Raw genomic sequence first — 23,739 nt, forward strand, 5'->3', positions numbered from 1 at the left:
CGCTCCGGCGCGGCGCAGGGGTCCGCCTTCGGGTGTGACTGCCGCGCCGGAGACCCGTCCCACCTGCACCATGGGTGCAGGCAGAACGAAATCCCTTCCTCTTCGACGCTGACGTGGCGCGCTACTCGCCGCGGTGATCGCGTTTGCCCTGGTTGCGCCGGTCCTGCGTGCCCGCGCTGCCCTGGATCGCTTTCATGCGGCTCTCTGCCGCATGCAGTTCCATCGCCTTGCCTGCCGCTTCGTTCGACACGAAGCCCGCACCCGGCGCACCACCCTGCCCCTCATGATCCAGGTGCTGCCAGGGTGCTGGCTGACGGTCGTGCTCCTGTTTCTGTTCGAGCAATGAGCGGGCGTTCGCCAACGCCTGGGCGGGTGTGATTTTCCTGGGAGCACGCTTGCGCGCGGCGGTTTTCTTCGCAGGCGTCTTGCGCGCCACCGTACGTTTGGCTGCCACCTTCTTAGCTGCGGGCCGAGGTGCTGCGGCTTTCTTCACGGCTTTACGGACGACCTTCTTCGTCGCCTTGCGGGCGGCGCTCTTCTTGGCCACCTTGCGCGCTGTTGTTTTCTTCGCGGCCTTCTTGGCGGCCTTGCGCGGTGCGGCCGTCTTGCGTGTGGCTTTCTTGATTGCCTTCTTCGCGGTGGTCTTGACGACTTTCCTGGCCGCCTTCTTGGTAGCGGCTTTCTTCGTCGTGGTTTTCTTCGCGGCTTTCTTCACTGCCTTGCGGGCGGTGGTTTTCTTGGCCGCCGTCTTCTTCGCGGCTTTCTTGACTGCCTTCTTGGCTGTTGCCTTGCGGGTCGCCATGCGCTCCTCCACGGGTGGGACACGCCACCGGGATAGCACGGCCCACCTTCAATGCAGGTGAGCAAAGCCGCAATGGCGGCTTAACCGAAGCCGAAACGCGGCTGCGACATCTGCTCGAGGAAATGCTGCAGCACGCGCGGCTCCATCGCGACCATGAAAAGCACACCGTAGGCCGCGCCGGCCAGATGGGCACCGTGGTTGGTGCGTCCCTGTCCACGCCGGTCCATCCAGATGCTGTAGCCGACGTAGAGCACCGCGTACACGATGGCAGGCATGGGAATGACGAAGACGATGATCATCGCCCAGGGGTCGATCAGGATGAAGGAGAACAGCACGGCCGACACCGCGCCCGAGGCGCCGAGCGCGTAGTAGTTGGGATCCTTCTGGTGCTTGAGGTAGGTCGGCAGGATCGCCACCACCAGCGCGGAGAGGTAGAAGCCCGCATACACCAGGCTGTTGCCGCTGAGCCGTCCGATGAGGGGCTCCATCAGGCGCCCGACGAAGAACAGCGTGACCATGTTGAACAGCAGGTGCCAGTAGTCCGCATGGAGAAATCCATGGGTGATCAGGCGGTCGTACTGGCGTTGGCGATCGATCGCCGGCGGCCACAGGATCAATCGCATCATCATCGACGGCGTGCGCAGTGCCAGTAGGCTGACCACGCAGGTGATCGCGATCAGCAGCAGCGTGATGGGGGCGTTCATCGTCTGTCCTCAGGCTGCGGTGCGGTAGTTGTCCTGCATCGGATAGGTCCTGGCGTACAACGCGAATGCCAAGGCCGCCACGAACGCGAAGCCGGCGAAGAAGAACATCAGGAACGCGTTCTCCGTCCAGCCCTGCGACTGGATCCAGCCGATCACCGCCGGGTCGCGGACGCTGGCATTGGTCAGCAGCACCCACAGGCCACCGAACGTGCTGGTCAGGTACCAGAACGCCATGATCACGCCCTTCATCGCCATCGGAGCCTGGCTGTAGGCGAATTCGAGTGCGGTCGCCGACACCAGCACTTCGCCGAAGGTCAGCAGCAGGTACGGCAGCGTCTGCCATGCCAGCGACACCTGCTCGCCGTCGTCCATCTGCAGCTGCAGCATGCCAGCGACGATCCACGACAGCGCGGAAATCGCGATGCCCCAACCCATCCGGCGCAAGGCGGTGACGTTGAAGCCCATCTTCCGTAGCGCCGGGTACAGCACCAGGTTGTTGAAGGGGATCAGCAGCATGACCATCAGCGGATTCAGCGCCTGCATCTGCGTGGCGTCCTTCACCAGCCAGCTCGGCCACCACCACAGGTCGTGCGGGATCACCATCGCCTTGCCCTGGATGACCCATGTCGATGCCTTCTGGTCGAACAGCGACCAGAACGGGGTCACCAGTGCGAACACGATCAGGATGCGCAATACCGAACGCACGCCTTCGATGGCGGCATCCGGATGCAGTCCGCGCGCACGCTCCAGCTGCAACGAAGCGCCAAAGCCGACACCGGCGATGATGGCGCCCAACGCGAGGCACGCCGTGATCACGAAGCCCCACGCGTCCGGCCAGATCCCGACACCCGCGAACTTCAGCGCCCACAGCGCCAGCATCAGGACGGCACCGACCATGCCCACGGCCGCGACCAGCGTGCCGGCGCCGAAACCCCTGACCAGCAACGCACTGCGCACGATGTTGAGGAAGGAATCCGGATCGTTGCCGCGCGACGGCGGCACGTTGACGTACTTGTCGCGACCCAGCCAGAAGATGAAGGTCGCGATGAACATCAGGATGCCCGGGATGCCGAACGCCCACGCCGGTCCCCAGCTCCGCAGCACCAGCGGCATCAGCAGCGAGGCGAAGAACGAACCGAAGTTGATGATCCAGTAGAACGCGTCGAAGACCAGCTTCGCCTTGCTCTTGTTGCTCTGGTCGAACTGGTCGCCGCAGAACGTCACCACCAGCGGCTTGATGCCGCCCGACCCCAGCGCGATCAGGAACAGGCCGGTGTAGAACCCGGTGGCGTTGCTCTCGAACAGCGCCAGGCACGCGTGGCCGGCGCAGTAGATCAGCGAGAACCACAGGACGGTGTTGTACTTGCCGAAATAACGGTCTGACAGCCAGCCGCCGAGCAGCGGGAAGAAGTACACGCCGATGACGAAGCTGTGGAACAGGTCCTTGGCCGCACCTTCGCGCGCAGCCTGGTCCGGCAGATAGGCCAGCAACACCGAGCTGATCAGGAACGGCACCAGGATATTGCGCATCCCGTAGAAGCTGAACCGCTCGCACGCCTCGTTGCCGATGATGTAGGGAATCTGGCGGGGCATGCGGCCCTGGCTGGCTTCTGCAGTCGTGCTCATCCGATCTTCCGGTGAAAAAGTCTCGGAAGGTTACCGTATCCGCCTGCGCAGGGTCGAACAGCCATGTCGTCGCGACAGGACAAAAAGGGGACTGGGACTGACCGCGATTGCGGGGCATCATGCGCCCCTGCCCTGTTCAGGAATTCCCCATGCTGCGACCGCTCTGCGCTTCCCTGCTGCTGGCCCTGGTGCCGCTGGCGAACGCCCAGTCCGCATTGACCACGGTGTCCGAACGCTCGGGCTTCATCGAGACCGGTCGCTACGACGAGGTGACCGCGCTGTGCGATGCCTTTGCGCGCCAGTATCCGAAAGCCGTTCGCTGCACCACCTTCGGCACCACGCCGGAAGGGCGGCCGATGAAGGCGCTGGTCGCATCCACCAGCGGCGCACTGACGCCGGAACAGGCGCAGCGCCGTGGCCTGCCGGTCGTGCTGATCCAGGGCGGTATCCACGCCGGTGAGATCGACGGCAAGGACGCGGGCTTCCTTGCGTTGCGCGACGTGCTGGAAGGCAAGGCTGCGGCCGGCGCGCTGGACAAGCTGGTGTGGGTGTTCGTGCCGGTGTTCAACGTCGACGGCCATGAGCGCTTCGGTGCCTGGAACCGTCCCAACCAGCGCGGCCCGAAGGAAATGGGCTGGCGCACCACCGCGCAGAACTACAACCTCAACCGCGACTACCTGAAGGCCGACACGCCCGAGATGCAGGCGATGCTGCAGCTCGTGCAGCGCTGGGATCCACTGGTGACCGTGGACCTGCATGCCACCAACGGCGCGCAGTTCGAGCACGACATCTCCATCCAGGTCGAGCCCGTGCATGCCGGCGATGCCGGGCTGCGCGCCGCCGGCCTCGCGCTGCGCACCGGCGTCATCGACGACCTGGCGAAGCAGGGTTCGTTGCCGCTGCCCTACTACCCGTCTTTCGTGGTGCAGGATGATCCGACCTCCGGCTTCGAGGACGGCGTGCCGCCACCGCGCTTCTCCCACGGGTACTACCTGCTGCGCAACCGCATCGCGATGCTCGTCGAGACGCATTCGTGGAAGGACTATCCGGTCCGCGTGCGCATCACCCGCAACACGGTGGTCTCCGTGCTCGAGCACGTGGCTCGTGAGGGCACCGCATGGCAGGCCGCGGCGAAGCAGGCGGATACCGCCGCCGCCGCGCTGGGCGGGCAGTCCGAGCCGCTGACCTATGTCGCCGCGCCCACGGCACGCACCGTCGATTTCCGCGGCTACGCCTATACGCGCGCGAAGTCCGATGTCTCCGGCACGCTGATGACGCGCTACGACGAGACCACGCCGCAGATCTGGAAGGTGCCGCTGAAGGACACCATCGTGCCGGGCGTCTCGGTGGCCGCGCCGAAGGCCGGTTACCTGGTGCCTGCCGCGGATGCGGCCTGGGTCGCCGCTGTACTGAAGACGCATGGCGTGGAATACCGTCTGTTGGGCAAGTCGTGGCAGGGCGACGCGGAAGCTTTCCGTGCGACCAAGGCCAGCTTCGGTACCGGCTCGGTGGAAACCCACCAGCGCCTGACCGTGGAAGGCAATTGGCGGCGCGAAGCGCAGGGTGTGCCGGTGGGCTCGCTGTTCGTGCCGATCGCGCAGGCGAAGTCGCGCTTGGTGATGGCACTGCTGGAACCGCTGGCGCCGGATTCACTGCTCGCCTGGGGGCGTTTCAACAACGCCTTCGAGCGCAAGGAGTACATGGAAGACTACGTGGCCGAAAGCGTTGCGCGCGAGATGCTGCGCGACCCGGCGGTGAAAGTGGAGTTCGAGCGCAAGCTGCGTGAGGACAAGACGTTCGCTGGCGATCCCAACGCGCGATTGGAGTTCTTCTATCGCCGTCATCCGTCGTGGGACGAGCGCTACCAGTTGTATCCGGTGCTACGCGTGGACGCGGCTCCCTGACGTCGCTCCTACAGGGATGACGAGACGACCACTCACCCCAGCCGCATCAATCCGTAACGCGGTGACGCATCACCGCACGTCGTCTCGGTGAGCGGCGCGCCCATCGCCGCCAGCAGCGCCCGCTGCTCCGGCAGTGGTGTGCGCAGCATGCCGTCTTCGTAGGCTGCGAGCGTGCTGAAGGCCGGTAGCGCCCAGGCGCGCGCAAGGAAAGCCGCCACGCGCGGCCAGCGCGCGGCGTCCACCTGGTAACGCACGAATAAGGCATTGCGGAAGAACGAAGCGATGCTGATGTCGGCGATCGACAGGTCGCCGAACAGCCAGTCCTCCTCCGGCAGATTCGCCTCCAGATAGTCCAGTCCGACCGGCAGTTCTTCCTCGCGCGCCTTGCGGACCACGTCCTCGTCCGTGCCTTCATTGAACAGGAAGCGACGCACGCCCTTCTGGAAGAACATGCGCCAGACGATGACGTCACCGAGATAGGAGTCCGCGTACTCCTCCAGCCAACGCGCCCTCGCCCGCTGCACCGGATCGGCCGGATACAGCGACACGTCCGGGAAACGGTCCTGCAGGTACTCGCAGATCACCGTGGAGTCGTTGAGCACCAGGTCGCCATCGATCAGTACCGGGATGCGCCGCAGCGGACTGAGGCGGCTGAAGTCCTCGTTGCCCACGAACGGCGCGATCGGATCGATGCGGTACGGAATGCCCTTCAGTTCAAGGCAGACCAGCGTCTTGCGCACATAGGGCGACAGGTAGTTGCCGATGATGGTCAGCGGTTCGCTCATGCCTCAGCTCCGTCGGGGACGACGGCAGCCTGCGCATCCCGGCCCGCGCGGTCAACCCAGTGCGGTATCCAGCGTCATCATCAGGCAGAAGCCGATCGCCAGGCCCAGCGACGCGGTGGCGCCGTAGCCGTGGCGGGTGGACTCGGGGATCACGCTGTGGCCGACGGCAATCAGCATGGCACCCGCAGCGAACGCCAGGCCCCACGGCAACAGCAATGCGGAAACACCGACCGCCCATGCGCTGAGCACGGCGGCGACGGGTTCGGCGACGCCCGAGAGCGCGCCGATGAAAACCGCCTTGCTGCGCGCCATGCCGGCGCCGGCCAGGATCAGCGCCACCACCAGCCCTTCCGGAATGTCCTGCAGCGAGATTCCCATCGCCAGGCCTTCGGCACCACTGAGTCCGCCCCCGGCCGCCACGCCAACCGCCATGCCTTCGGGCACGTTGTGCAGCACGATGGCGATCACGAACAGCATCACGCGCGACGGGACGAGGTGCTGTTGCGCATCGCGCGGATCGTCGACAGCGCCGCGGTCCAGGGCCAACAGCGCCAGCGCGCCCAGCAGCACGCCGGCACTGATCAGCGCGGCCGCACCCCACGCGGTGTAACCCGCCTGTTCGGCGGCGGCCAATCCGGGCAGCACCAGGGAGAAGGCGGTCGCGGCCAGCATCACGCCGGCGCCGAACCCCAGCAGACCATCGGCAAGCTGCTGCGGCAAGCGTTTCACCACCCACACCGGCATCGCACCGAGGGCCGTCGCCAGCGCGCACAGCGCGCCCCCCCGCAGCGCACGACGGATGCCGCTGCCGTCGTCGACCGGGATTGTCGCCACCAGCCACAGCGCCGCCAGCACGATCGCGAGCACCGCCGCCACGTAAGGCCATGCGACCTGTGTGCGGGTGTACGCGAACGGCTGCAGGACGCGGTTCATGCCGGCTGACTCCATGCGCGATGCGAAGGCATCGCGCCCGATACTAGCGCCGCGCCGCGATCGAGACCCATCGCAAAACTGAATCGCTCCGATGGGCGGCGTCGATGCCTAACGCGGCGTCGCGTACTTCCAGTTGCGCATCTTGCCTTCCGCCATCCACGCCACCGCCTGCTCGAGCCGCCGTACGCGGGTGTCTTCGCGCTTGGCCTCGGTGATCCATTCGATATAGTCCCGTCGCGCGCTTGGACTGAAGCCGTCGAACGTGGCCTTGGCCGCCGCATTGCCGGCCAATGCGTCGCCAAGGTCCTTGGGAACCTTCAATGCGGGACGTGCCGTCTTGCTTGCGCGCGCAGGTTTGGTGGCACCACCTGCGTCGATGAGCGCCATCGCGCGACGGATCAGCGCCGTCAGCTCGCGTTTCGACGGCACGTCTTTGAGGGTCTCGAGTCGGCCCAGGCTACCCATGCCGTCGCGCGCTTTCCCTCCCATTACCTCGGCGTGCTGCCAGAAACCGAACGACGCGTGCTGCTTGAACGCCGCCATCTGGCAGAGGATGCGGCCCCCGTACTGGAACGAGGGCATGCTCCACTTGATGCCTTCCTCCACCTGCGGGCAGGCCGCGTGCACCACGGTGCGCAACTGTTCGAGGATCGGACGCGCGAAGTCGGCGGACTTCGCGATATAGGCATCCACGCGCGGATCGTGCGAGGGCATGTCGGCGGCCTCCGTAGGTGCGCGCTACTGTAGCGCGGCGACGCGCCACGCGGCCGTTCACCACGGCTTGCTGCGTTGACGAACCGTTACAGGGGTGATGGCTATGCTGGCCCCCCGCCTGCCGAGGGAGAAGGCACGATGTTCCGACCACTGCTGATGGCTGCCTGCCTGCTGGGGCTGGCCGCGTGCCAGTCGCCCACGGCGTCCCCCTCGCCACCTGATGCACCGACAACGCCTGCGACTGCGCCTGCGCCCGCCAGCGTCGTGCACGGCCGTGCGGTCTATCTGGAGCGCATCGCGCCGCCGCCGGGCGCCGTGCTGAGCGTGCAACTGGTCGACAACCTGCTGGCGGACACGCCGGCCGCCGTCATCGCCAGTGCCGACTTCGCCGACCTCCAGGGACCGCCGTTCGCGTTCACCCTGCCGTATGACGCGACCAAGCTGCGTCCGAACGGCCAGTACGGCCTCCACGCCGGACTGCGCGATGGTGCGGGCAAGCTCTGGTTCGTCACCGGCACGCGCGTTCCGGTCATCCCCGGGTCGTCCGTGCCGGTGGAATTCCGCATGGTGCGCGCCGGCGGCGATCCCGCCCCGCCCGCCGGTTCTCCCTGGGACCAGGCCAAGGCGCGCGGCAGCGCCTTCCGTGGCATCGGCACGGAGCCGGGCTGGTCCGTGGAAGTCGGGGGCGGTGCGACACCCCGACTCCAGGCCGATCTGGATTATGGCGAGCGCAAGGTGGAGGTCGCCCAGGCGCGAAAGACTGCGGACGGGTATGCCGGCTCAACCGGTGATGGCCTGCCCGTGTCGCTGACCACGAAGAAGGAAACCTGCAGCGACGGCATGAGCGACACCGAATACCCGGCCTCGGCGACCCTGATCGTGGCAGACAAGACCTACCGCGGCTGTGGCCGCTTCCTGACGGAATGATGCACGCATGAGTCGACGTTCCCGCGCACGCCGCCAGAGCCGCCAACGCCTGCCCTTGTTCGCTTTCCTCGCGCTGCTGGTCCTGGGCGCAGGTGCCTGGTGGTGGTCGCAGCGCGATGAAGCACCTGCGGCACCCGCCGTCACCAGCCAGGAGGCGCCCGACCCGAAGCACACCAGTGCCGTGCTCGCGCTCCCGCCCGTGGAGCAAACCCGCCCTGGCGAACTCGCCGGCGAAGTGCCCGACGTCGCACCGCCCGCAGCACCCGCGCCTTCGCAGAGCGCCGACACGCTGCCTGCATTCCTGCCGGCGGAAGCGCGTCAGACGCTGGATCTGATCCAGCGTGGCGGGCCGTTTCCGCATCGGCAGGACGGCAGCGTTTTCCAGAACCGCGAGGGCCGGTTGCCCCGTCAGGTGCGTGGCTATTACCGCGAGTACACCGTCGACACGCCCGGACTGGATCACCGCGGCGCTCGTCGCATCGTCACGGGTGGCAAGCCGCCCCGCGAGTACTACTACACCGACGACCACTACGAGAGCTTCCGCCGGTTCGAGATCGGCAGTGGAGCCACGCCATGAGCGACTCCGGCTTCGACCCTGGCCTGGCTGATCCGGCGCGCGCGGGCGTGTTCTTCGTCACCGAAGACGATCTGGACCCGTTGTCCGCCGTCGGGCGCGACGCCGGCCTGCTGGCGCGCCGCATCGACCTGTCGGGCTGCGACAGCAAATCGGCCTTGCTGCTCCGCATCGCCACGGTACTGGACTTTCCGCAGACCTCCGGGCGCAACTGGGACGCGCTGTCCGACAGCCTGCGCGACCTGTCCTGGCTGGAGGCGCCGGGCTATGTGCTGCTGTTCGAACAGGCACACGAACTGCGCGACCGCGCCGAGACCGACTTCGACACTCTGCTCGACATCCTCGACGAGGCCTCGCAGGCGTGGGCGACGGACGAGGTACCTTTCTGGGCCTTCATTGCGCTGCCGGAAGAGGATTTCCCCGACCTGCAATAGCGCCACCGGGCAGCGGCGGCGCTGATCTGCGAAAATGCCGCATGCTCGATTTCACCTCTCTCCCGCTGGCGCCCGGCCTGCAGCAGGGCGTCCAGGCGCTCGGTTACACCCAGCCCACACCCATCCAGGCCCGTAGCCTGCCCGCCATCCTCGACGGCCGCGATGTCATCGCGCAGGCACCGACCGGTAGTGGCAAGACGGCTGCCTTTGGCCTTGGCCTGCTGCACAAGCTGGACGTCGCCACGGTCCGCACACAGGCGCTGGTGCTGTGCCCGACGCGCGAACTGGCCGACCAGGTGGCGCAGCAGTTGCGCAAGCTCGCCGTCGGCATTCCCAACCTGAAGGTGTTGACGCTGTGCGGCGGCATGCCGCTGGAGCCTCAGCTGCGCTCGCTGGAAGCGCACGACCCGCATGTGGTGGTCGGCACGCCCGGCCGCATCCAGGAGCTGCTGCGCAAGAAGGCGCTGCATCTCGGAGGCGTGCGCACGCTGGTGCTGGACGAAGCCGACCGCATGCTCGACATGGGCTTCGAGGAGCCGATCCGCGAGATCATCGGCAAGACGCCGAAGGACCGGCAGAGCTTGCTGTTCTCGGCCACGTTCACCGACGCCATCCGCGAGATCGCCCGCAACACGCTGCGCGACCCGCTGGAAGTCACCGTCGATGCGCCGCAGGAACAGGCGGTGATCGAGCAGCGTTTCCTGCAGGTCGATCCCGCGCGCAAACAGACGGCACTGGCCGGCCTGCTCGCGCAGCATCGCGTGGAATCCGGCGTGGTGTTCTGCAACATGCGCAAGGACGTGGACGAAGTCGCCGGCTCGCTGCAGCACTTCGGCTTCTCCGCCCTCGCCCTGCATGGCGACATGGAACAGCGCGACCGCGACGAAGTGCTGGTGCGCTTCGCCAACCGCAGCTGCAACGTGCTCGTTGCCAGTGACGTGGCCGCGCGCGGACTGGATATCGAAGACCTGGCGCTGGTGGTCAACTACGACATGCCGAGCGACGCGGACACTTACGTGCACCGCATCGGCCGCACGGGCCGTGCCGGTCGCGACGGCCTGGCGATCAGCCTATGCACGCCGCGCGAGCTGCCGCGCGCGGATGTCATCCAGGAACGCCTGGGTGCGCCGTTGCTGTGGGACCGCCACGTGCCCGCCGCGCCGAAAGCGCATGCGGCTCCGCCCGCCGCGATGACCACGCTGCGGATCGATGCCGGCAAGACCGACAAACTGCGACCGGGCGACGTGCTGGGCGCGCTGACCGGCGACGCCGGCCTGTCGGCGTCCGCGATCGGCAAGATCAACGTCTTTCCCACGCGCACCTACGTCGCCGTCGCGCGCGACAAGGCCGCCGCGGCACTGGCGCGCCTCAATGCCGGCAAGATCAAGGGCCGCAGCTTCCGCGTGCGCAAGCTCTGAGCCCTCCCCGCGAGAGTGTGATGTGGGAGCGACGTCAGTCGCGATTGCGTACCCACAGACAATGTCGACGCGTCATCGCGACTGACGTCGCTCCCACAACAAGAAGAAAAACCCGCACAAACAAAAACGCCGGCGCTTGCGCACCGGCGTTTTCTTGAACCGTTGGGTTCAGCGCTGGATTACAGCGGCTGCACCTGGTCGGCCTGCATGCCCTTCTGGCCCTGCACGGCGACGAAGGAGACCGCCTGGCCTTCCTTCAGCGACTTGAAGCCATTGCCCTGGATCGAGCGGAAGTGCACGAACAGGTCGGGGCCGCTCTGCGGGGTGATGAAGCCGAAGCCCTTGGCGTCGTTGAACCACTTGACGGTGCCGGTCTGACGATCAGACATCTTTACTAACTCCTGAAACATGGATGAAAGGACCACAACCCCGGCATGTGACCGGGACGGGACTGGGTTTGCAGGCGTTGGTAAAGCGGGAAGATGTAGCAGATGTATCTACCGCATCAGGCTCACGATTCACGGTGACCCTGGCAAGCACAGTGCCGCGCACTCTACCGGGCTTTTCACGTAAAAGCGAATCCCTGTTTCCGGAAAGCTGAACAGGGGGTTCCCGGCGCGTCCGTGTAAGCGGTTGCAGCCTGCCCGCCAGGCCTTCCGGCGCCGGCGGCGTATGATGGCGCCCCTTTTGCCGAACCCCCGCCATGGCGCTCAAGTCCACCGTCGTCAAAGCCGAACTGCAGATCAGCGACATGGACCGGCATTACTACGGTACCCACGCCCTGACCCTGGCCCAGCACCCCTCCGAGACGGACGAGCGGCTGATGGTCCGGCTGCTGGCGTTCGCCCTGCACGCCGACAACCGGCTGGAGTTCGGCAAGGGCCTCAGCAATGAAGAGGAACCCGACCTGTGGCGCAAGGACTACACCGGGCTGATCGAACAGTGGATCGACCTGGGCCAGCCGGATGAATCCCGCATCCGCAAGGCCTGCGGAAGGGCGAACGAGGTGGTCGTCGTCAACTACGGCGGCCGCGCCGCCGACCTGTGGTGGGACAAGAACGCGGCGTTGCTGGCGCGCCACCGCAACCTGACCGTGCTCGACATCGCCACCGAATCCGTAGACGCGCTGACCGCCCTGATGGTCCGCAGCATGCGCTTCAACGTGATGATCCAGGACGGCGAGATGCAGTGGATGACCGACGACAAGGTGGTCGCCATCGTCCCGTCCATCCGCCAGGCAGGCCTTTCCCGCGCCGCCTGACCACATGATGCCCACCCACGACGTGCTGGTCATCGGTGGCGGCGCCGCCGGCCTGATGACCGCCCTCACCGCCGGCCAGCGCGGCCTGCGCGTGCTGGTGATCGAACACGCCAACAAGGTCGGCAAGAAGATTCTGATGTCGGGTGGCGGGCGCTGCAATTTCACCAATACCGGCACTACGCCCGCCAACTTCCTGTCGGCCAATCCGCACTTCTGCAAATCGGCCCTGGCACGCTACACGCCCACGGACTTCATCGAACTGGTCGAGCGGCACCGCGTCGCCTACCACGAGAAGGAACTGGGCCAGCTGTTCTGCGACGTCTCGTCCAAGCTGATCGTGAAGTTGCTGGTGGACGAGTGCCTGGCGGCGGGCGTGCGGATCGAAACGGGTTGCAGCGTGAACAAGGTGGAACAGACCGATGGCGTGTTCCGGCTCGACACCACGCTGGGTCGCTTCGCCGCGCCTTCACTGGTGGTCGCGACCGGCGGATTGTCGATTCCGAGCATGGGCGCCACGGGCTTCGGCTACGAACTGGCGCGCAAGTTCGGCCACGAGGTGCTGCCGACGCGCGCCGGTCTGGTGCCGCTCACGCTGAGCGGCAAGCACCAGGAGCGCCTGGCCGACCTCAGCGGCGTCGCCCTTCCGGTCGAGGCGCGCTGCGGCAAGGCGCGCTTCCGCAACTTCATGCTGCTGACCCACCGCGGTGTCAGCGGGCCGTCGATCCTGCAGATCTCCTCGTACTGGCAGCCCGGCGACGATCTGCGCCTGGACCTGCTGCCCGACCGCGACGCACTCGACTGGTTGCAGGACCAGCAGAAGCAGCGTCCCGACGCCGAGCTGAAAACCGTGCTGTCCGAGGTACTGCCGCGGCGCTTCGCCCAGCGCCTGTGCGAAGTCTGGCTGCCGAACCGGCCGATGAAGCAGTTCAACGCCCCGCAGTTGAAGGATGCGGCGACGTTGCTGGCCGACTGGCCCCTGGTCGCCAGCGGCACCGAAGGCTATCGGACCGCCGAGGTCACGCTGGGCGGCGTGGACACCGACGGCGTGTCCAGCAGCACCATGATGTCCAAGCGGGTACCGGGCCTGTTCTTCGTCGGCGAGGTCCTGGACGTGACCGGCTGGCTGGGCGGCTACAACTTCCAATGGGCCTGGGCGTCGGGACACGCGGCCGGCATGGCCGCCTGACGCACTGCGGCGTTCCTGTTCCCGCCCCCTTTGCTAGCCTCATGGAAACCGGTGTCATGCCAAGGTTGCCATGTCCCAGCCGTCCGCCGAAACGTCCCGACGCCACTTCCTGACCCAACTGGCCGGCGCGTCCGGCCTGATCGCACTGTCTTCTGCCCTGCCCGCCTGGGCGACAGGCTCTCCGCGCCCGTTGGCGACCACCCGCAGTGGCCGCATCGCCGGACAGCTGGATCACGGCATCCATGTGTTCCGCGGCGTGCCCTACGGCGCCGACACGGCGCCACGCCGCTTCCAGCGTGCCCTGCGCGAAGCCGGTTGGAACGGCGTTCGCGATGCCCGCAGCTTCGGAGCCTCGGCACCGCAACGCGGCGACGCCGACGGCCGGCCGATGAGCGAGGACTGCCTGTTCCTCAACGTGTACACCCCTGCCCTGCGCGATGGTCGCAAGCGCCCGATCCTTTTCTATATCCACGGTGGCGGCTACACGACCGGCTCCGGTTCGCACCCGCTCTATGACGGCGTGAACCTGTGCCGTCGCGGCGACGTCGTGGTGGTGACGGTCAACCACCGGCTCAATGCATTCGGCTACCTCTACCTCGCCGAGAGCGGCGACGAGCGCCTGCAGGACGCCGGCAACGTCGGCCAGCTGGACCTGGTCGATGCGCTGCACTGGGTGCGCGAGCACGCACATGAATTCGGCGGCGATGCCAGCAACGTCACCGTGTTCGGCCAATCCGGCGGCGGCGCCAAGATCGCCACGCTGATGGCAATGCCGGAAGCCGACGGCCTGTTCCACAAGGCGATGACAATGAGTGGCCAACAGGTCACCGCAGCCGGTCCGCGTGCAGCCGCACAGCGCACAGAGCTGTTCCTCGCCGAACTCGGCCTCGGCCCGCGCGATGTCGACCGCCTGCTGGCGTTACCCATGGCGCGCCTGGTCGACGCACTGCGCACGCGCGACCCGTCGCGCGTAGAGGACACCGCGCTCTACTTCGGCCCGGTGCTGGACTCGCGCAGCCTGCCCCGGCATCCGTTCTATCCGAATGCACCCGCGCAGTCAGCGCGCATCCCGATGGTGATCGGCAACACGCGCGACGAGACACGCGCCTTCCTCGGCAACGATCCAGCAAATTTCACCCTGACGTGGGAGCAGTTGCCGCAGAGGTTGCGCGAGCAGCAGTTCGTGGACCTGTCGCCGGACGTGGTGATCGCCGAGTACCGGCGGCTTTATCCGGACTACACGCCGTCCGAGATCTTCTTCGCTGCGACCACCGCCGGACGCTCGTGGCGCGGCGCCGTCATCGAGGCCGAAGAGCGGGCGAAACAGGGCGCGCCGGCCTGGGTCTACCAGTTGGACTGGCGATCACTGGCGGAAGACGGACGGCTGCGGGCTTTCCATACGCTCGATATCCCGTTGATCTTCGACACCATCGGCGCGGAAGGATCGAAAACGGGACACGATGCGCGCGCCCGCGCGATGGCCGCGCACATGAGCGAGGCCTTGATCGCCCTCGCCCGCCATGGCGACCCGAACCATGCAGGCATCCCGGCATGGTCGCCGTACACGCTGCCGCGCCGGCAGACGATGGTGTTCGACGAGGTGAGCCGTCTTCAGGACGATCCGCGCGGCGGCGAACGGCGGTTGTACGAACGGGTGCCGTTCGTGCAGCGCGGCACCTTCTGACCGTCAACCGCCGGACATCACCTCGGCCGCGATCTCGAACGAGCGCAGGCGCTTGGCGTGGTCGAAGATGTTGGCGGTCAGCATCAACTCGTCCGGCCGATGGCGCTGGATGAAGTCGGCAATGCCCTTGCGCACGGTGTCGCGGCTGCCGATGACGGCGCAGGCCAGCGCCTGCGCGACGCCGGCTTTCTCGTGCGGCTCCCAGAACGTTTCGATGTCGTCGATCGGCGGCGGCACCAGGCCAGCGCGACCCCGACGAAGGTTGACGAAGGCCTGCTGCTGCGTGGTGAACAGGTAACGCGCCTCCTCGTCGGTTTCGGCGGCCACCACGTTCAACGCCAGCATCGCGTGCGGTTTGGCCAAGTGCTTGGACGGGCGGAAGTCGCGGTGGTACAGCAACAGTGCCTGATCCATCGCATCCGGCGCGAAGTGCGATGCGAACGCATACGGTAGCCCGAGCGCCGCCGACAGCTGTGCGCCGAACAGGCTGGAACCCAGCAGCCACACCGGCACGTCGAGTCCGGCGCCGGGCACCGCCCGGACCGCCTGCCCTTCCTGCACGGGCTCGAAGTAGCGCAGCAGTTCCTGCACGTCCTGCGGGAACTGTTCGGCGCTGTCGAAGTAGCGGCGCAGGGCGCGCGCGGTCGGCTGGTCGGTGCCAGGCGCGCGGCCCAGGCCAAGGTCGATGCGGCCGGGATAGAGCGAGGCCAGCGTGCCGAACTGTTCGGCCACCTGCAGCGGCGAATGGTTCGGCAGCATGATGCCGCCGGAGCCGACGCGGATCGTCGACGTCGCACCGGCGACATGGCCGATCAGCACGGCAGTCGCCGCGCTGGCGATGCCGGGCATGTTGTGGTGTTCCGCCAGCCAGTAGCGCGTATAGCCCCAGCGCTCGGCGTGCTGCGCGAGATCGCGCATGTGGACGAAGGCCTGCGTGGTGTCGCTGCCTTCGCAGACGGGGGCCAGATCGAGAAGCGAGTACGGGATCATGGGTCTGCCGGTAATGACGATGTCATCGTCATGGGGCCGCACGGCGGCGGATTCCACCTTACATCGCGGGATGCTGTATCCCGCTCAGCCGAGCAGATCGAACGGACCGCCCTGTTCCAGCGCACGCTGGTAGGCAGGTCGCGCATGGATGCGGGCAAGGAAACCCGCGAGATTCGGATACTTGTCCAGTCCGGCACGCACCGCAGCCGCTTCCACCGGGAAGCTCATCTGGATGTCCGCAGCGCTGAACTGCTCACCGGCGAACCAGGCGGCCTTGCCGAGCTCGGCCTCCATGTAGTCCAGGTGCAGCTTCACCTGCGGGCCAACGAAGGTCCTCATCGCCTTGTCGGCGATGCCACGCGCAATCGGCCTGGCGAAGAACGGCATCGGCGCCTTCTTCAGCCGCGAGAACACCAGGCTCAGCAGCATCGGCGGCATGGCCGAGCCTTCGGCGTAATGCAGCCAGTAGCGGTAGCGCAGGTGCTCGGCGGTTCCCGGCGACGGTGCGAACCGGCGCGCGGCGTCGTAGCGCTCCACCAGGTACTCGAGCACGGCGCCGGACTCGGCCAGCACGTGTTCGCCATCGACCACGACCGGCGACTTGCCCAGCGGATGCACCTTCTTCAGCTCCGGCGGCGCCAGCATCGTTTTCGGATCGCGCTGGTAGCGCACGACCGTGTAGTCCAGGCCCAGTTCCTCCAGCAGCCAGAGCACCCGTTGCGAGCGGGAGTTGTTGAGGTGGTGGACGGTGATCATGCGTCGGCGCTCCGCGTGGGGTTCGTCATCCTACCGCGCGCGATACACCGCTGTGGGAGCGACGTAAGTCGCGACGATGGGCTGGGGAAAGCGATCGCGACTTACGTCGCTCCCACACCTGCGATAGCGCTTTACGAACTGCACGACAGCATCGAGCATCCGGCGCGCTGGCGGGCCCAATCGGGGCGACGCTGTGCGAACTGCTCGCGACCCGGCTGGTCGTCGTACGGCCGGCGCATGACCTCCAGCAAGTCATGCACCCCCGACAGGTCGCCGGCCTCCGCCGCATCGATCGCCTGCTGGGCGAGGTAGTTGCGCAGCACGTAGCGCGGGTTGGCCAGGCGCATCCGCTCGCGACGCATCGCAGGATCCATCGCATCCTCGGCGATGCGTCGGGCGTAACCGTCGAACCAGTCCCGCAATCCCGGCATCGCGTCCTCCCGCTTTGCCGGATCGTAGAAGGCCTCATCGAATGCAGTCAGCGAGACATCGGTCGGGTCCGCGTCCATCAATGCGCGGAAGAACAGCGTCATGTCCATCTCGCCCTGCTGCAGCAGCCCCTGCAACGCCTCCATCCGGGCGACGTCGTCGTCACGACATTCCGCAAACCCCAGCTTGCGCGCGATGGTGTCCCGATCAGCGCGCGCATAGGCATCGGCGAACCGCTGCAGACCGTCCTGCAAGGGCGCGACGTCGGCGAACAACGGCGACAGTGCCTGCGCGAAACGGCTCAGGTTCCACCACGCGACGCGCGGCTGCCAGCCGAAGCGGTAACGGCGTCCCTGTGCGTCGGTGGTGTTTGGCGTCCAGTCCGGATCGTAGTTGTCGATCCAGCCGTAGGGGCCGTAGTCGATGGTCAGGCCCAGCACCGACATGTTGTCGGTATTCATCACGCCGTGGACGAAGCCGACCCGCATCCAGTGCGCCACCATCACCGCGGTGCGTTCGCAAATCTCGGCGAACCACGCGGCGTAGAACGCTTCGCCTTCGCCCGACAGGTGCGGGAAATCGCGTCGGATCGTGAAATCCACCAGCGTGCGCAGCAGTTCCGTCTCGCCGCGCGAGGCCGGCAACTGGTAATGGCCGAACCGCAGGAACGAAGGCGCCACGCGACAGACGATCGCACCCGGCTCGGGCTTCGGGTGGCCGTCGTAGAACATGTCGCGTACCACCGCCTCGCCCGTGCCGACCAGGCTCAGCGCGCGCGTCGTCGGTACGCCGAGATGGTGCATGGCCTCGCTGCACAGGAACTCGCGGATCGAGGAGCGCAGCACCGCGCGCCCGTCGGCCGTACGCGAATACGGCGTCGGCCCCGCTCCCTTCAGTTGCAGCTCCCAGCGCTCGCCGGCCGGGTTGACCGTTTCGCCGAGGGTGATCGCACGCCCGTCGCCGAGTTGTCCTGCCCAGTTGCCGAACTGGTGGCCGCCGTAGTTGCTCGCATACGGCCGCATGCCGGACAGCAATGCATTGCCGCCGAAGATCGCAGCGAACGCAGGCGATGCGACGTCGGCATCATCGAGGCCGAGCAGCGCCACGACTTCGCTTGAATGCGCCAGCAGGGTCGGTGCTGCCACCGGCGTGGGTTCCACCGTGGACCACAACGCGCCACGGACCTCACGCCGACGGAACCCCTGCTCGGGATCGCCGGGCAGTTCGTCGACGAAGCGGTTGTCGAATCGCAGGGCGTCCAGGCCGCTCATGCGGCGTCCGCGGCCTCGTCCACCAGCGGACTCAGGTCGGGGCGCAGCGCCACGCGTTCGTCGAACACGAAACAGGCGCCGTCATAGCCGAAGCCGCCCACCTGCTCGAAGTACCCCAGGATGCCGTCGTCCAGTTGCAGCACGTTGTCCATGCCGTCGGCCTGCATCCAGATCGCCGCCTTCTCGCAGCGGATGCCACCGGTGCAGAAGCTGACCACGGTGGCGTCCTTCAACGCGTCGCGATGCGGTTCGAGCGCGGCGGGCAGATCGGTGAACTTGTCGATCGGCAGCGTCAGCGCGCCGGCGAAGGTGCCGTACTCGACTTCCTGCGCGTTGCGGGTATCCAGCATCACCACGCGGCGACCGCCATCGTCGTGGCCCTGTTCCAGCCAGCGCGCCAGCGTGCGGGGTTCCACCGTGGGGGCACGGGATTCCTCCGGTGTGGTGCCCGGGCGGCGGAAGCTGATGATTTCCGGCTTCACTTTGACCTTCAGACGCGCGAACGGCACCTGGCGGCTGGTGCTGTACTTCACGCGCAGGCCGGCGAAGCGCGCGTCTTCGCGCAGCGGTGCAAGGAAGGATTCGATGGCAGCGGCATCGCCGGCCAGGAACAGGTTCAGCCCCTCGCCCGCCACCAGCACGGAGCCCCGCAGCGACAGCGCCTCGGCACGGGCGTGCAGCGATGCGGCAAATGCGTCAGGCGCCTCGATGGGCGTGAAGTGGTAGGCGGCGATATTGGTGACCATGGGGCGATTTTACCGTCCGTCGGCACCAGACTCTTTCATTCAACCAGATGGTTGACAGTCAACAACCCGCCCAGAATACTCAACCACATGGTTGAACATGATTCCCCTCATCTGGATGCCGTCTTCCACGCGCTCGCTGATGGCACGCGCCGTCGCATGCTGCGCAGTCTCGGCGGCCAGCCCCGCAGCGTCGGCGAACTGGCGGCCCCGTTCCGCATTTCGCTCGCCGCCGCCTCCAAGCACATCAAGGTGCTGGAACGCGCCGGCCTGGTCACGCGCCAGATCCAGGGGCGCACGCACCTGTGCCATCTGCAGCCGCAGGCGCTGGCGGAGGGAGACGCCTGGTTGCGCCAGTACGAGCAGTTCTGGACGGCGCGGCTCGATGCGCTGGAAGCCGTATTGCAGGCCGACGATGCAACCCTTGCCCCCTCTTCCCGGAAAGCCCGATGACCCTGCCCCCTTCCGCCGATACGGTCCACGTCTCCGTCCAGCGCGTCTTCTCTGCGCCGGCCGAGCGCGTCTTCAATGCCTGGCTGACGCCGCGACTGCTGGGTCAATGGATGTTCGGCCCGCACGTGCGCGACGAGAAAGTGCTGCGGCTCGACGTGGATCCGCGTGTCGGCGGCCGTTTCTCGATGCTGGTCGATCGTGGCGGCGACCGCATCGATCACATCGGCGAGTACCTCGTCATCGACCGTCCGCACCGGCTGGCTTTCACCTGGGGCATCGCCGGTGAATCCGACCAGGACGGCAGCCGCGTGGATATCGAGATCACTCCGACACCGGGCGGCTGCGAGCTGCGACTGACGCATACCTTGCCGAAGGCATGGGCGGACTACGCCGGTCGCACGCAGCAGGGTTGGGCCACGATGCTCGACGCCTTGCAGACCCTCTTCTGACCGCACTGCGAGAACACCATGTCATCCGCCAGCGCACCCGTTGCCCGTACCCAGATGCTGATCCGGGCGCCAGCCGCCACCGTCTTCGAGGCCTTCGTCGATCCTGCGGTCACGTCGCGATTCTGGTTCACGCGTGCCAGCGCTCCACTGCAGGCGGGTGCGGACGTCGTCTGGTACTGGGACATGTACGGTGCCGAGGGCCAGGTCCACGTGGAGGCGCTGGAGCGTCCGCATCGTTTGCGCATCACCTGGCCCAATCCGGTGGAATGGCGTTTCGACGACCGGGGCGACGGGACGACACTCGTCACCATCGAAGCCTCCGGATTCACGGGTGATCCCGACGCACGGGTACGCGACGCGCTCGACCAGCAGGAGGGTTTCGCGCTGGTGCTGGCGGGTTGCAAGGCCTTCCTCGAGCACGGCATCGCGCTCGGCCTGGTTGCCGACCATGCGCCGGACGCGCATGTCGGCACGCCTTCCCCGAAGAGCCCGTCATGAACGACGTGAACGTCCGCTTCGGCGCCCTGGTGGCACCGGGCACCGTGCGTCCGCAGCGCTCCTTGCCAGGCCCCATCGAACGGGTATGGCATTACCTGACCGATAGCGATGCGCGTGGGCAATGGTTGGCGCGAGGCCCAATGGAATTGCGTGTGGGCGGTGACGTGGCACTGGAGTTCCGCCATAACACGCTGTCGGACCATCACGTGCCGACACCCGAACGCTATCGCACCGCCGACGGCACCCATCGCCAGTCAGGCCGTGTCACCGCCTGCGAACCGCCGCGCCTGCTCGCCCACACCTGGGGCGAAGCCGACGGCACGGTGTCGGAAGTGCGCTTTGAGCTGGAGCCGCAGGGTGACCGCGTGTTGCTCACGATCACCCATCGATGGCTTGTGGGTCGCGACGCGATCATCAGCGTGGCCTCGGGCTGGCATGCCCATGTCGGCATCCTGATCGACCGGCTGGAAGGTCGTGCGCCAGCGAATTTCTGGGTCACGCACGAAGCGCTGGAAACCGAGTACGCGCGACGCCTGCCACGCGACGACGCCTAAACGTCAGAGCAGCAGCCAGGGCAAAGCGAGCGTCAACGCGATGATGGTGATCATCGCCGCGAGCACACCCACGACGTAAAGCGGCCGGGACTGCAACAGTCCGGCGAAGGTTTCCGCACGTCCTTCCCGCTCGTCCGCCGCCTGCTGCGCACGGGCGTGGTCGCGGCGCGTGGCCTGGTAGTCGGCCATGAGGACCTTGGCGCGCGCCAGCTGGTCGGCGTCCTCGATCCACAAGCCGCCTGCCGAGATGCCCCAGGGACTGGGCTGGGTCTCGTAGAAATCGATCGCGTTGCTGCGAAGCAGGTCACGCACCTCGTCGGCTTCGTCGCCGGGCACGTTGCGCAGATTGAGGAACAGTTTCGCCATGGCGGCAGTGTAACCGCTGCGATCCGGCGCCTCCTGCCAGGGATGCGCTACCCTGCGCGCCTTTCGCCCCACAGGATGAAGTCCACGATGCGTTCCCTGCTGCTTGCCGTCACGCTGACCCTGCTCGCCGCCTGCACACCCCCGGGCCCGCCGCCGGGCGGCAGCGTCGCCGAGCTTGAACGCATCGATACCCAGGCGGGCACCGGCGCCGTGGCCACCAGCGGCAGCGATGTCAGCGTGCACTACACCGGCTGGCTGTACGACGAGAACGCCCCGCAGCAGCGCGGGATGAAGTTCGACAGCTCCGTAGACCGCGGCACGCCGTTCACCTTCCTGCTCGGTGCCGGCCAGGTGATCCGCGGCTGGGACGAGGGCGTGGCCGGCATGAAAGTTGGCGGCAAGCGCACGTTGAAGATTCCGGCCGACCTCGGCTACGGCAGCAACGGCGCCGGCGGCGTCATTCCGCCGGGCGCCTCGCTGGTGTTCGATGTCGAACTGATCGACGTCAAGCCGCACGATTGATTCCGCGGAGCCTGATGTGGGAGCGACGTCAGTCGCGAGCTTTGATCGAGTCGAAGATGCGGCTCCGGAAGCGAAGCCGCATCGGACGCACCTCGACCCGGAATGCATTGATCGCGACTGACGTCGCTCCCACAACGCGCATACCGGTACCCCTACTCCACCGGCGCCAGCCGCAGATCATGGAAGTCGAAGCTGAAATCCGTCAGCGGCGAGATCGCCTCCATGCGCGCCTCGCGGATGCCGCCGTCCGGCTTCAGCGAGAACGTCAGGAAGGCGTCGGCGTTGAGCCAGCGCTCACGCCAGCGCACCACGAAGGTGTCGTGCTGCCACGGCTGCAGATCGCCGACCAGTTCCGGTGTGCGGCTGAAGCGCAGCACCAGGCCGTCACCTTCCTGCGCCACGACGACATCGCCATACCACGGGTCGCGCAGGGTGCCGGCGTACTTCGCTAGCGGCAACGAAGGCTTCGCGGCGGCATCGCGCGCGGCCAGCAGCTTCTGCCAGCGCGCATCGGCGTCGCCCTTGGACTGCGCCACCTGCGCCTGGTAAGCCGCCAACCAATCGGTACTGGTGTTGGCGAGGTAGGCGTCCAGCACCTTCAGCGTGATCGCATTGAACGCCGCGCCGACTTCCTGGTTGGTCAACACCACGATGCCCAGCTTCTGCTCGGGTACCAGCGTCACGCGCGACACCATGCCGGGCCAGCCTCCGGTATGCCACACCAGTTTCCGCCCCTGGAAGTCCGACACCATCCAGCCTTCGCCGTAGCCGAGGAAGTTCGGTTTCGCCGCCTTCAGCGCCTCGATCTTCGGTTCCGCGATCGGGATCGGCGTGACCAGCGACCACATCGCCTTCTGCCGCGCTGGCGTGAACAACGCCTGCTCGCGCCCCTGCGCGTCGCGGTACGTGCCGCCTGCAAGCTGGGCGTTCATCCACTTCGCCATATCGGTGACGCTGGCATAGATCCCGCCCGCGCCCGCGACGTTGCGCCAGGTCATCCGCGGTGCGGGCTGCAGCGTGGTGAAGTCTGCCTTGGCATGGCCGGTGGCGACGTTGTCGCCGGCCTTGAGCGTGTCGCTGTTGTAGCGCGTCTCGCGCATGCCCAGCGGCTGGAAGAAGCGCGTGCGCAGGAACTGTTCGTAAGACTGGCCGCTGGCCTGTTCGATGACCAGCTGCGCGACGCCGTAGAGGATGTTGTCGTAGGCGTAGCGTTCGCGGAAGCCGCCGCTCAGCGGCACGTCGCGCAGGCGCTCGGCAACTTCGCGGTTGCTGTAGGTGGTGGTGGGCCAGTACAGCAGGTCGCCCGCGCCCAGCCCCAGGCCACTGCGGTGGACCAGCAGGTCACGGATGCGCATCTCGCGGGTGACGTAGGGATCGGCCATGCGGAACCACGGCAGGTGATCGATGACGCGGTCCTCCAGCGTCAGCTTGCCCTCGTCGGCCAGCATCGACAGCGACGCGGCGGTGAAGGCCTTCGTGTTGGAGGCAATGGCGAACATCGTGTGCGCATCGACCTGCGCCGCCTTGCCCATTTCCCGCTCGCCCCAGCCCTTCGCCAACACCACTTCGCCGTCCTTGACCACCGCCACCGCGATACCGGGGACGTCGAAGGCTTCGCGGACGGATTCGACGTAGGCGTCGATGCCCTGCAACGCCGGCGGCGGTGCGGCCTCCTTCGCCACTGCAGCGGACGCGAGCAGGCAGAGCAGCCAGAGGGCGCGGCCCGTGGCCGCCGGCAGGTTCGAACGCATCGTAT

26 protein-coding genes and 1 pseudogene are annotated in these 23,739 nt (G+C 67.0%); 14 read left to right on the plus strand and 13 right to left on the minus strand.

Features of this window, described 5'->3' with window-relative positions; all coding sequences use genetic code 11:
- Positions 1-121: 121 nt before the first annotated feature.
- Positions 122-343 carry a hypothetical protein gene (locus IB225_RS20275; RefSeq protein ID WP_225583166.1) on the minus strand — a complete coding sequence of 74 codons (222 nt, stop codon included), beginning with the start codon at positions 341-343 and terminating at the stop codon, positions 122-124.
- A gap of 52 nt (positions 344-395) precedes the next feature.
- Between IB225_RS20275 and IB225_RS20280 the strand changes: the two genes are divergently transcribed.
- Positions 396-863: a hypothetical protein gene (locus IB225_RS20280; protein ID WP_225583167.1), complete on the plus strand. Its 468-nt coding sequence runs from the start codon at positions 396-398 to the stop codon at positions 861-863.
- Positions 864-882: 19 nt separating this feature from the next.
- On the opposite strand, the gene IB225_RS01260 is transcribed toward IB225_RS20280, so the two are convergent.
- Together IB225_RS01260 and IB225_RS01265 are read right to left on the minus strand one after the other, a co-directional pair.
- Positions 883-1,506 carry a rhomboid family intramembrane serine protease gene (locus tag IB225_RS01260; RefSeq protein ID WP_192308990.1) on the minus strand — a complete coding sequence of 208 codons (624 nt, stop codon included), beginning with the start codon at positions 1,504-1,506 and terminating at the stop codon, positions 883-885.
- Positions 1,507-1,515: 9 nt separating this feature from the next.
- Positions 1,516-3,132, minus strand: a complete 1,617-nt coding sequence (locus IB225_RS01265; RefSeq protein WP_192308992.1) for an MFS transporter — start codon at positions 3,130-3,132, stop codon at positions 1,516-1,518.
- A 149-nt stretch (positions 3,133-3,281) separates the two neighbouring features.
- Between IB225_RS01265 and IB225_RS01270 the strand changes: the two genes are divergently transcribed.
- Positions 3,282-5,036 (plus strand): M14 family metallopeptidase, encoded by a 1,755-nt coding sequence (locus IB225_RS01270; protein WP_192308994.1) that lies wholly within the window; start codon positions 3,282-3,284, stop codon positions 5,034-5,036.
- A gap of 32 nt (positions 5,037-5,068) precedes the next feature.
- Here IB225_RS01270 and IB225_RS01275 read toward each other — a convergent pair whose 3' ends face one another.
- The 3 genes from IB225_RS01275 to IB225_RS01285 all read right to left on the minus strand — a co-directional run bounded on the left by IB225_RS01275 (position 5,069) and on the right by IB225_RS01285 (position 7,468).
- Positions 5,069-5,821, minus strand: coding sequence for a glutathione S-transferase family protein (locus IB225_RS01275; RefSeq protein ID WP_192308996.1), 753 nt, complete (start codon positions 5,819-5,821; stop codon positions 5,069-5,071).
- 51 nt (positions 5,822-5,872) lie between these two features.
- Positions 5,873-6,754, minus strand: a complete 882-nt coding sequence (locus tag IB225_RS01280) for a ZIP family metal transporter (protein WP_225583168.1) — start codon at positions 6,752-6,754, stop codon at positions 5,873-5,875.
- A 108-nt stretch (positions 6,755-6,862) separates the two neighbouring features.
- Positions 6,863-7,468 (minus strand): YdeI/OmpD-associated family protein, encoded by a 606-nt coding sequence (locus IB225_RS01285; protein WP_192309000.1) that lies wholly within the window; start codon positions 7,466-7,468, stop codon positions 6,863-6,865.
- 138 nt (positions 7,469-7,606) lie between these two features.
- Between IB225_RS01285 and IB225_RS01290 the strand changes: the two genes are divergently transcribed.
- From IB225_RS01290 to dbpA, 4 genes and pseudogenes are all read left to right on the plus strand, one after another.
- On the plus strand, positions 7,607-8,395 hold the full coding sequence (locus tag IB225_RS01290) for a YbaY family lipoprotein (protein WP_225583170.1): 789 nt from the start codon (positions 7,607-7,609) through the stop codon (positions 8,393-8,395).
- A 247-nt stretch (positions 8,396-8,642) separates the two neighbouring features.
- Positions 8,643-8,972: pseudogene (locus IB225_RS20285) on the plus strand (ribonuclease domain-containing protein); the annotation flags it as partial.
- Positions 8,969-9,403: a barstar family protein gene (locus IB225_RS01300; protein ID WP_192309004.1), complete on the plus strand. Its 435-nt coding sequence runs from the start codon at positions 8,969-8,971 to the stop codon at positions 9,401-9,403. The pseudogene IB225_RS20285 and the gene IB225_RS01300, both read left to right, overlap by 4 nt.
- Before the next feature lie 41 nt (positions 9,404-9,444).
- Positions 9,445-10,821: an ATP-dependent RNA helicase DbpA gene (dbpA, locus tag IB225_RS01305; protein WP_192309006.1), complete on the plus strand. Its 1,377-nt coding sequence runs from the start codon at positions 9,445-9,447 to the stop codon at positions 10,819-10,821.
- A gap of 179 nt (positions 10,822-11,000) precedes the next feature.
- Here the strand turns inward: dbpA and IB225_RS01310 are convergent, their stop codons facing one another.
- The gene (locus IB225_RS01310; protein WP_055942770.1) at positions 11,001-11,210 is read right to left on the minus strand and encodes a cold-shock protein; all 210 of its coding nucleotides are present in this window, start codon (positions 11,208-11,210) and stop codon (positions 11,001-11,003) included.
- Positions 11,211-11,524: 314 nt separating this feature from the next.
- Between IB225_RS01310 and IB225_RS01315 the strand changes: the two genes are divergently transcribed.
- The 3 genes from IB225_RS01315 to IB225_RS01325 all read left to right on the plus strand — a co-directional run bounded on the left by IB225_RS01315 (position 11,525) and on the right by IB225_RS01325 (position 14,952).
- Positions 11,525-12,082, plus strand: coding sequence for a YaeQ family protein (locus tag IB225_RS01315; protein ID WP_192309008.1), 558 nt, complete (start codon positions 11,525-11,527; stop codon positions 12,080-12,082).
- Between the two features lie 7 nt (positions 12,083-12,089).
- Positions 12,090-13,268, plus strand: a complete 1,179-nt coding sequence (locus IB225_RS01320; protein ID WP_225583172.1) for an NAD(P)/FAD-dependent oxidoreductase — start codon at positions 12,090-12,092, stop codon at positions 13,266-13,268.
- Between the two features lie 70 nt (positions 13,269-13,338).
- A complete protein-coding gene (locus IB225_RS01325) occupies positions 13,339-14,952 on the plus strand; it encodes a carboxylesterase/lipase family protein (protein WP_192309012.1) in 1,614 nt (537 codons plus the stop codon).
- Positions 14,953-14,955: 3 nt separating this feature from the next.
- On the opposite strand, the gene IB225_RS01330 is transcribed toward IB225_RS01325, so the two are convergent.
- The 4 genes from IB225_RS01330 to IB225_RS01345 form a co-directional block, all read right to left on the minus strand.
- Positions 14,956-15,942, minus strand: coding sequence for an LLM class flavin-dependent oxidoreductase (locus IB225_RS01330; RefSeq protein WP_192310811.1), 987 nt, complete (start codon positions 15,940-15,942; stop codon positions 14,956-14,958).
- 84 nt (positions 15,943-16,026) lie between these two features.
- Positions 16,027-16,698: a glutathione S-transferase gene (locus IB225_RS01335; RefSeq protein ID WP_192309014.1), complete on the minus strand. Its 672-nt coding sequence runs from the start codon at positions 16,696-16,698 to the stop codon at positions 16,027-16,029.
- Between the two features lie 131 nt (positions 16,699-16,829).
- Entirely contained in the window at positions 16,830-18,398 is a 1,569-nt protein-coding gene (locus tag IB225_RS01340) for a YdiU family protein (protein ID WP_192309016.1), read from the minus strand.
- Positions 18,395-19,144 (minus strand): sulfurtransferase, encoded by a 750-nt coding sequence (locus tag IB225_RS01345; RefSeq protein ID WP_192309017.1) that lies wholly within the window; start codon positions 19,142-19,144, stop codon positions 18,395-18,397. The genes IB225_RS01340 and IB225_RS01345 overlap by 4 nt, the downstream gene beginning before the upstream one ends.
- 87 nt (positions 19,145-19,231) lie before the next feature.
- Between IB225_RS01345 and IB225_RS01350 the strand changes: the two genes are divergently transcribed.
- The 4 genes from IB225_RS01350 to IB225_RS01365 are packed head-to-tail and all read left to right on the plus strand — an operon-like array spanning position 19,232 to position 21,095.
- Positions 19,232-19,594, plus strand: a complete 363-nt coding sequence (locus IB225_RS01350) for a metalloregulator ArsR/SmtB family transcription factor (protein ID WP_192309018.1) — start codon at positions 19,232-19,234, stop codon at positions 19,592-19,594.
- On the plus strand, positions 19,591-20,043 hold the full coding sequence (locus IB225_RS01355) for an SRPBCC family protein (protein WP_192309020.1): 453 nt from the start codon (positions 19,591-19,593) through the stop codon (positions 20,041-20,043). The genes IB225_RS01350 and IB225_RS01355 overlap by 4 nt, the downstream gene beginning before the upstream one ends.
- Positions 20,044-20,061: 18 nt before the next feature.
- Positions 20,062-20,541: an SRPBCC family protein gene (locus tag IB225_RS01360; RefSeq protein WP_192309022.1), complete on the plus strand. Its 480-nt coding sequence runs from the start codon at positions 20,062-20,064 to the stop codon at positions 20,539-20,541.
- Positions 20,538-21,095 (plus strand): SRPBCC family protein, encoded by a 558-nt coding sequence (locus IB225_RS01365; RefSeq protein ID WP_192309023.1) that lies wholly within the window; start codon positions 20,538-20,540, stop codon positions 21,093-21,095. The genes IB225_RS01360 and IB225_RS01365 overlap by 4 nt, the downstream gene beginning before the upstream one ends.
- Positions 21,096-21,098: 3 nt before the next feature.
- Here IB225_RS01365 and IB225_RS01370 read toward each other — a convergent pair whose 3' ends face one another.
- Entirely contained in the window at positions 21,099-21,461 is a 363-nt protein-coding gene (locus IB225_RS01370) for a DUF6164 family protein (protein ID WP_192309025.1), read from the minus strand.
- Positions 21,462-21,548: 87 nt separating this feature from the next.
- Between IB225_RS01370 and IB225_RS01375 the strand changes: the two genes are divergently transcribed.
- Positions 21,549-21,983, plus strand: coding sequence for an FKBP-type peptidyl-prolyl cis-trans isomerase (locus tag IB225_RS01375; protein ID WP_192309027.1), 435 nt, complete (start codon positions 21,549-21,551; stop codon positions 21,981-21,983).
- Between the two features lie 152 nt (positions 21,984-22,135).
- On the opposite strand, the gene IB225_RS01380 is transcribed toward IB225_RS01375, so the two are convergent.
- Positions 22,136-23,734 (minus strand): serine hydrolase, encoded by a 1,599-nt coding sequence (locus tag IB225_RS01380; RefSeq protein WP_192309029.1) that lies wholly within the window; start codon positions 23,732-23,734, stop codon positions 22,136-22,138.
- Between the last annotated feature and the right edge of the window lie 5 nt (positions 23,735-23,739).

Origin of the sequence: Pseudoxanthomonas sp. PXM02 (assembly GCF_014851805.1) — a bacterium.
Classification (GTDB): Bacteria; Pseudomonadota; Gammaproteobacteria; order Xanthomonadales; family Xanthomonadaceae; genus Pseudoxanthomonas_A.

What these genes read in the sequence shown, in the direction of transcription:
- IB225_RS01260 (WP_192308990.1), bottom strand. Translation starts at nt 1,506, where the DNA reads ATGAACGCCCCCATCACGCTGCTGCTGATCGCGATCACCTGCGTGGTC.
- IB225_RS01265 (WP_192308992.1), bottom strand. Translation starts at nt 3,132, where the DNA reads ATGAGCACGACTGCAGAAGCCAGCCAGGGCCGCATGCCCCGCCAGATT.
- IB225_RS01270 (WP_192308994.1), top strand. Translation starts at nt 3,282, where the DNA reads ATGCTGCGACCGCTCTGCGCTTCCCTGCTGCTGGCCCTGGTGCCGCTG.
- IB225_RS01275 (WP_192308996.1), bottom strand. Translation starts at nt 5,821, where the DNA reads ATGAGCGAACCGCTGACCATCATCGGCAACTACCTGTCGCCCTATGTG.
- IB225_RS01280 (WP_225583168.1), bottom strand. Translation starts at nt 6,754, where the DNA reads ATGAACCGCGTCCTGCAGCCGTTCGCGTACACCCGCACACAGGTCGCA.
- IB225_RS01285 (WP_192309000.1), bottom strand. Translation starts at nt 7,468, where the DNA reads ATGCCCTCGCACGATCCGCGCGTGGATGCCTATATCGCGAAGTCCGCC.
- IB225_RS01290 (WP_225583170.1), top strand. Translation starts at nt 7,607, where the DNA reads ATGTTCCGACCACTGCTGATGGCTGCCTGCCTGCTGGGGCTGGCCGCG.
- IB225_RS01300 (WP_192309004.1), top strand. Translation starts at nt 8,969, where the DNA reads ATGAGCGACTCCGGCTTCGACCCTGGCCTGGCTGATCCGGCGCGCGCG.
- dbpA (WP_192309006.1), top strand. Translation starts at nt 9,445, where the DNA reads ATGCTCGATTTCACCTCTCTCCCGCTGGCGCCCGGCCTGCAGCAGGGC.
- IB225_RS01310 (WP_055942770.1), bottom strand. Translation starts at nt 11,210, where the DNA reads ATGTCTGATCGTCAGACCGGCACCGTCAAGTGGTTCAACGACGCCAAG.
- IB225_RS01315 (WP_192309008.1), top strand. Translation starts at nt 11,525, where the DNA reads ATGGCGCTCAAGTCCACCGTCGTCAAAGCCGAACTGCAGATCAGCGAC.
- IB225_RS01320 (WP_225583172.1), top strand. Translation starts at nt 12,090, where the DNA reads ATGCCCACCCACGACGTGCTGGTCATCGGTGGCGGCGCCGCCGGCCTG.
- IB225_RS01325 (WP_192309012.1), top strand. Translation starts at nt 13,339, where the DNA reads ATGTCCCAGCCGTCCGCCGAAACGTCCCGACGCCACTTCCTGACCCAA.
- IB225_RS01330 (WP_192310811.1), bottom strand. Translation starts at nt 15,942, where the DNA reads ATGATCCCGTACTCGCTTCTCGATCTGGCCCCCGTCTGCGAAGGCAGC.
- IB225_RS01335 (WP_192309014.1), bottom strand. Translation starts at nt 16,698, where the DNA reads ATGATCACCGTCCACCACCTCAACAACTCCCGCTCGCAACGGGTGCTC.
- IB225_RS01340 (WP_192309016.1), bottom strand. Translation starts at nt 18,398, where the DNA reads ATGAGCGGCCTGGACGCCCTGCGATTCGACAACCGCTTCGTCGACGAA.
- IB225_RS01345 (WP_192309017.1), bottom strand. Translation starts at nt 19,144, where the DNA reads ATGGTCACCAATATCGCCGCCTACCACTTCACGCCCATCGAGGCGCCT.
- IB225_RS01350 (WP_192309018.1), top strand. Translation starts at nt 19,232, where the DNA reads ATGGTTGAACATGATTCCCCTCATCTGGATGCCGTCTTCCACGCGCTC.
- IB225_RS01355 (WP_192309020.1), top strand. Translation starts at nt 19,591, where the DNA reads ATGACCCTGCCCCCTTCCGCCGATACGGTCCACGTCTCCGTCCAGCGC.
- IB225_RS01360 (WP_192309022.1), top strand. Translation starts at nt 20,062, where the DNA reads ATGTCATCCGCCAGCGCACCCGTTGCCCGTACCCAGATGCTGATCCGG.
- IB225_RS01365 (WP_192309023.1), top strand. Translation starts at nt 20,538, where the DNA reads ATGAACGACGTGAACGTCCGCTTCGGCGCCCTGGTGGCACCGGGCACC.
- IB225_RS01370 (WP_192309025.1), bottom strand. Translation starts at nt 21,461, where the DNA reads ATGGCGAAACTGTTCCTCAATCTGCGCAACGTGCCCGGCGACGAAGCC.
- IB225_RS01375 (WP_192309027.1), top strand. Translation starts at nt 21,549, where the DNA reads ATGCGTTCCCTGCTGCTTGCCGTCACGCTGACCCTGCTCGCCGCCTGC.
- IB225_RS01380 (WP_192309029.1), bottom strand. Translation starts at nt 23,734, where the DNA reads ATGCGTTCGAACCTGCCGGCGGCCACGGGCCGCGCCCTCTGGCTGCTC.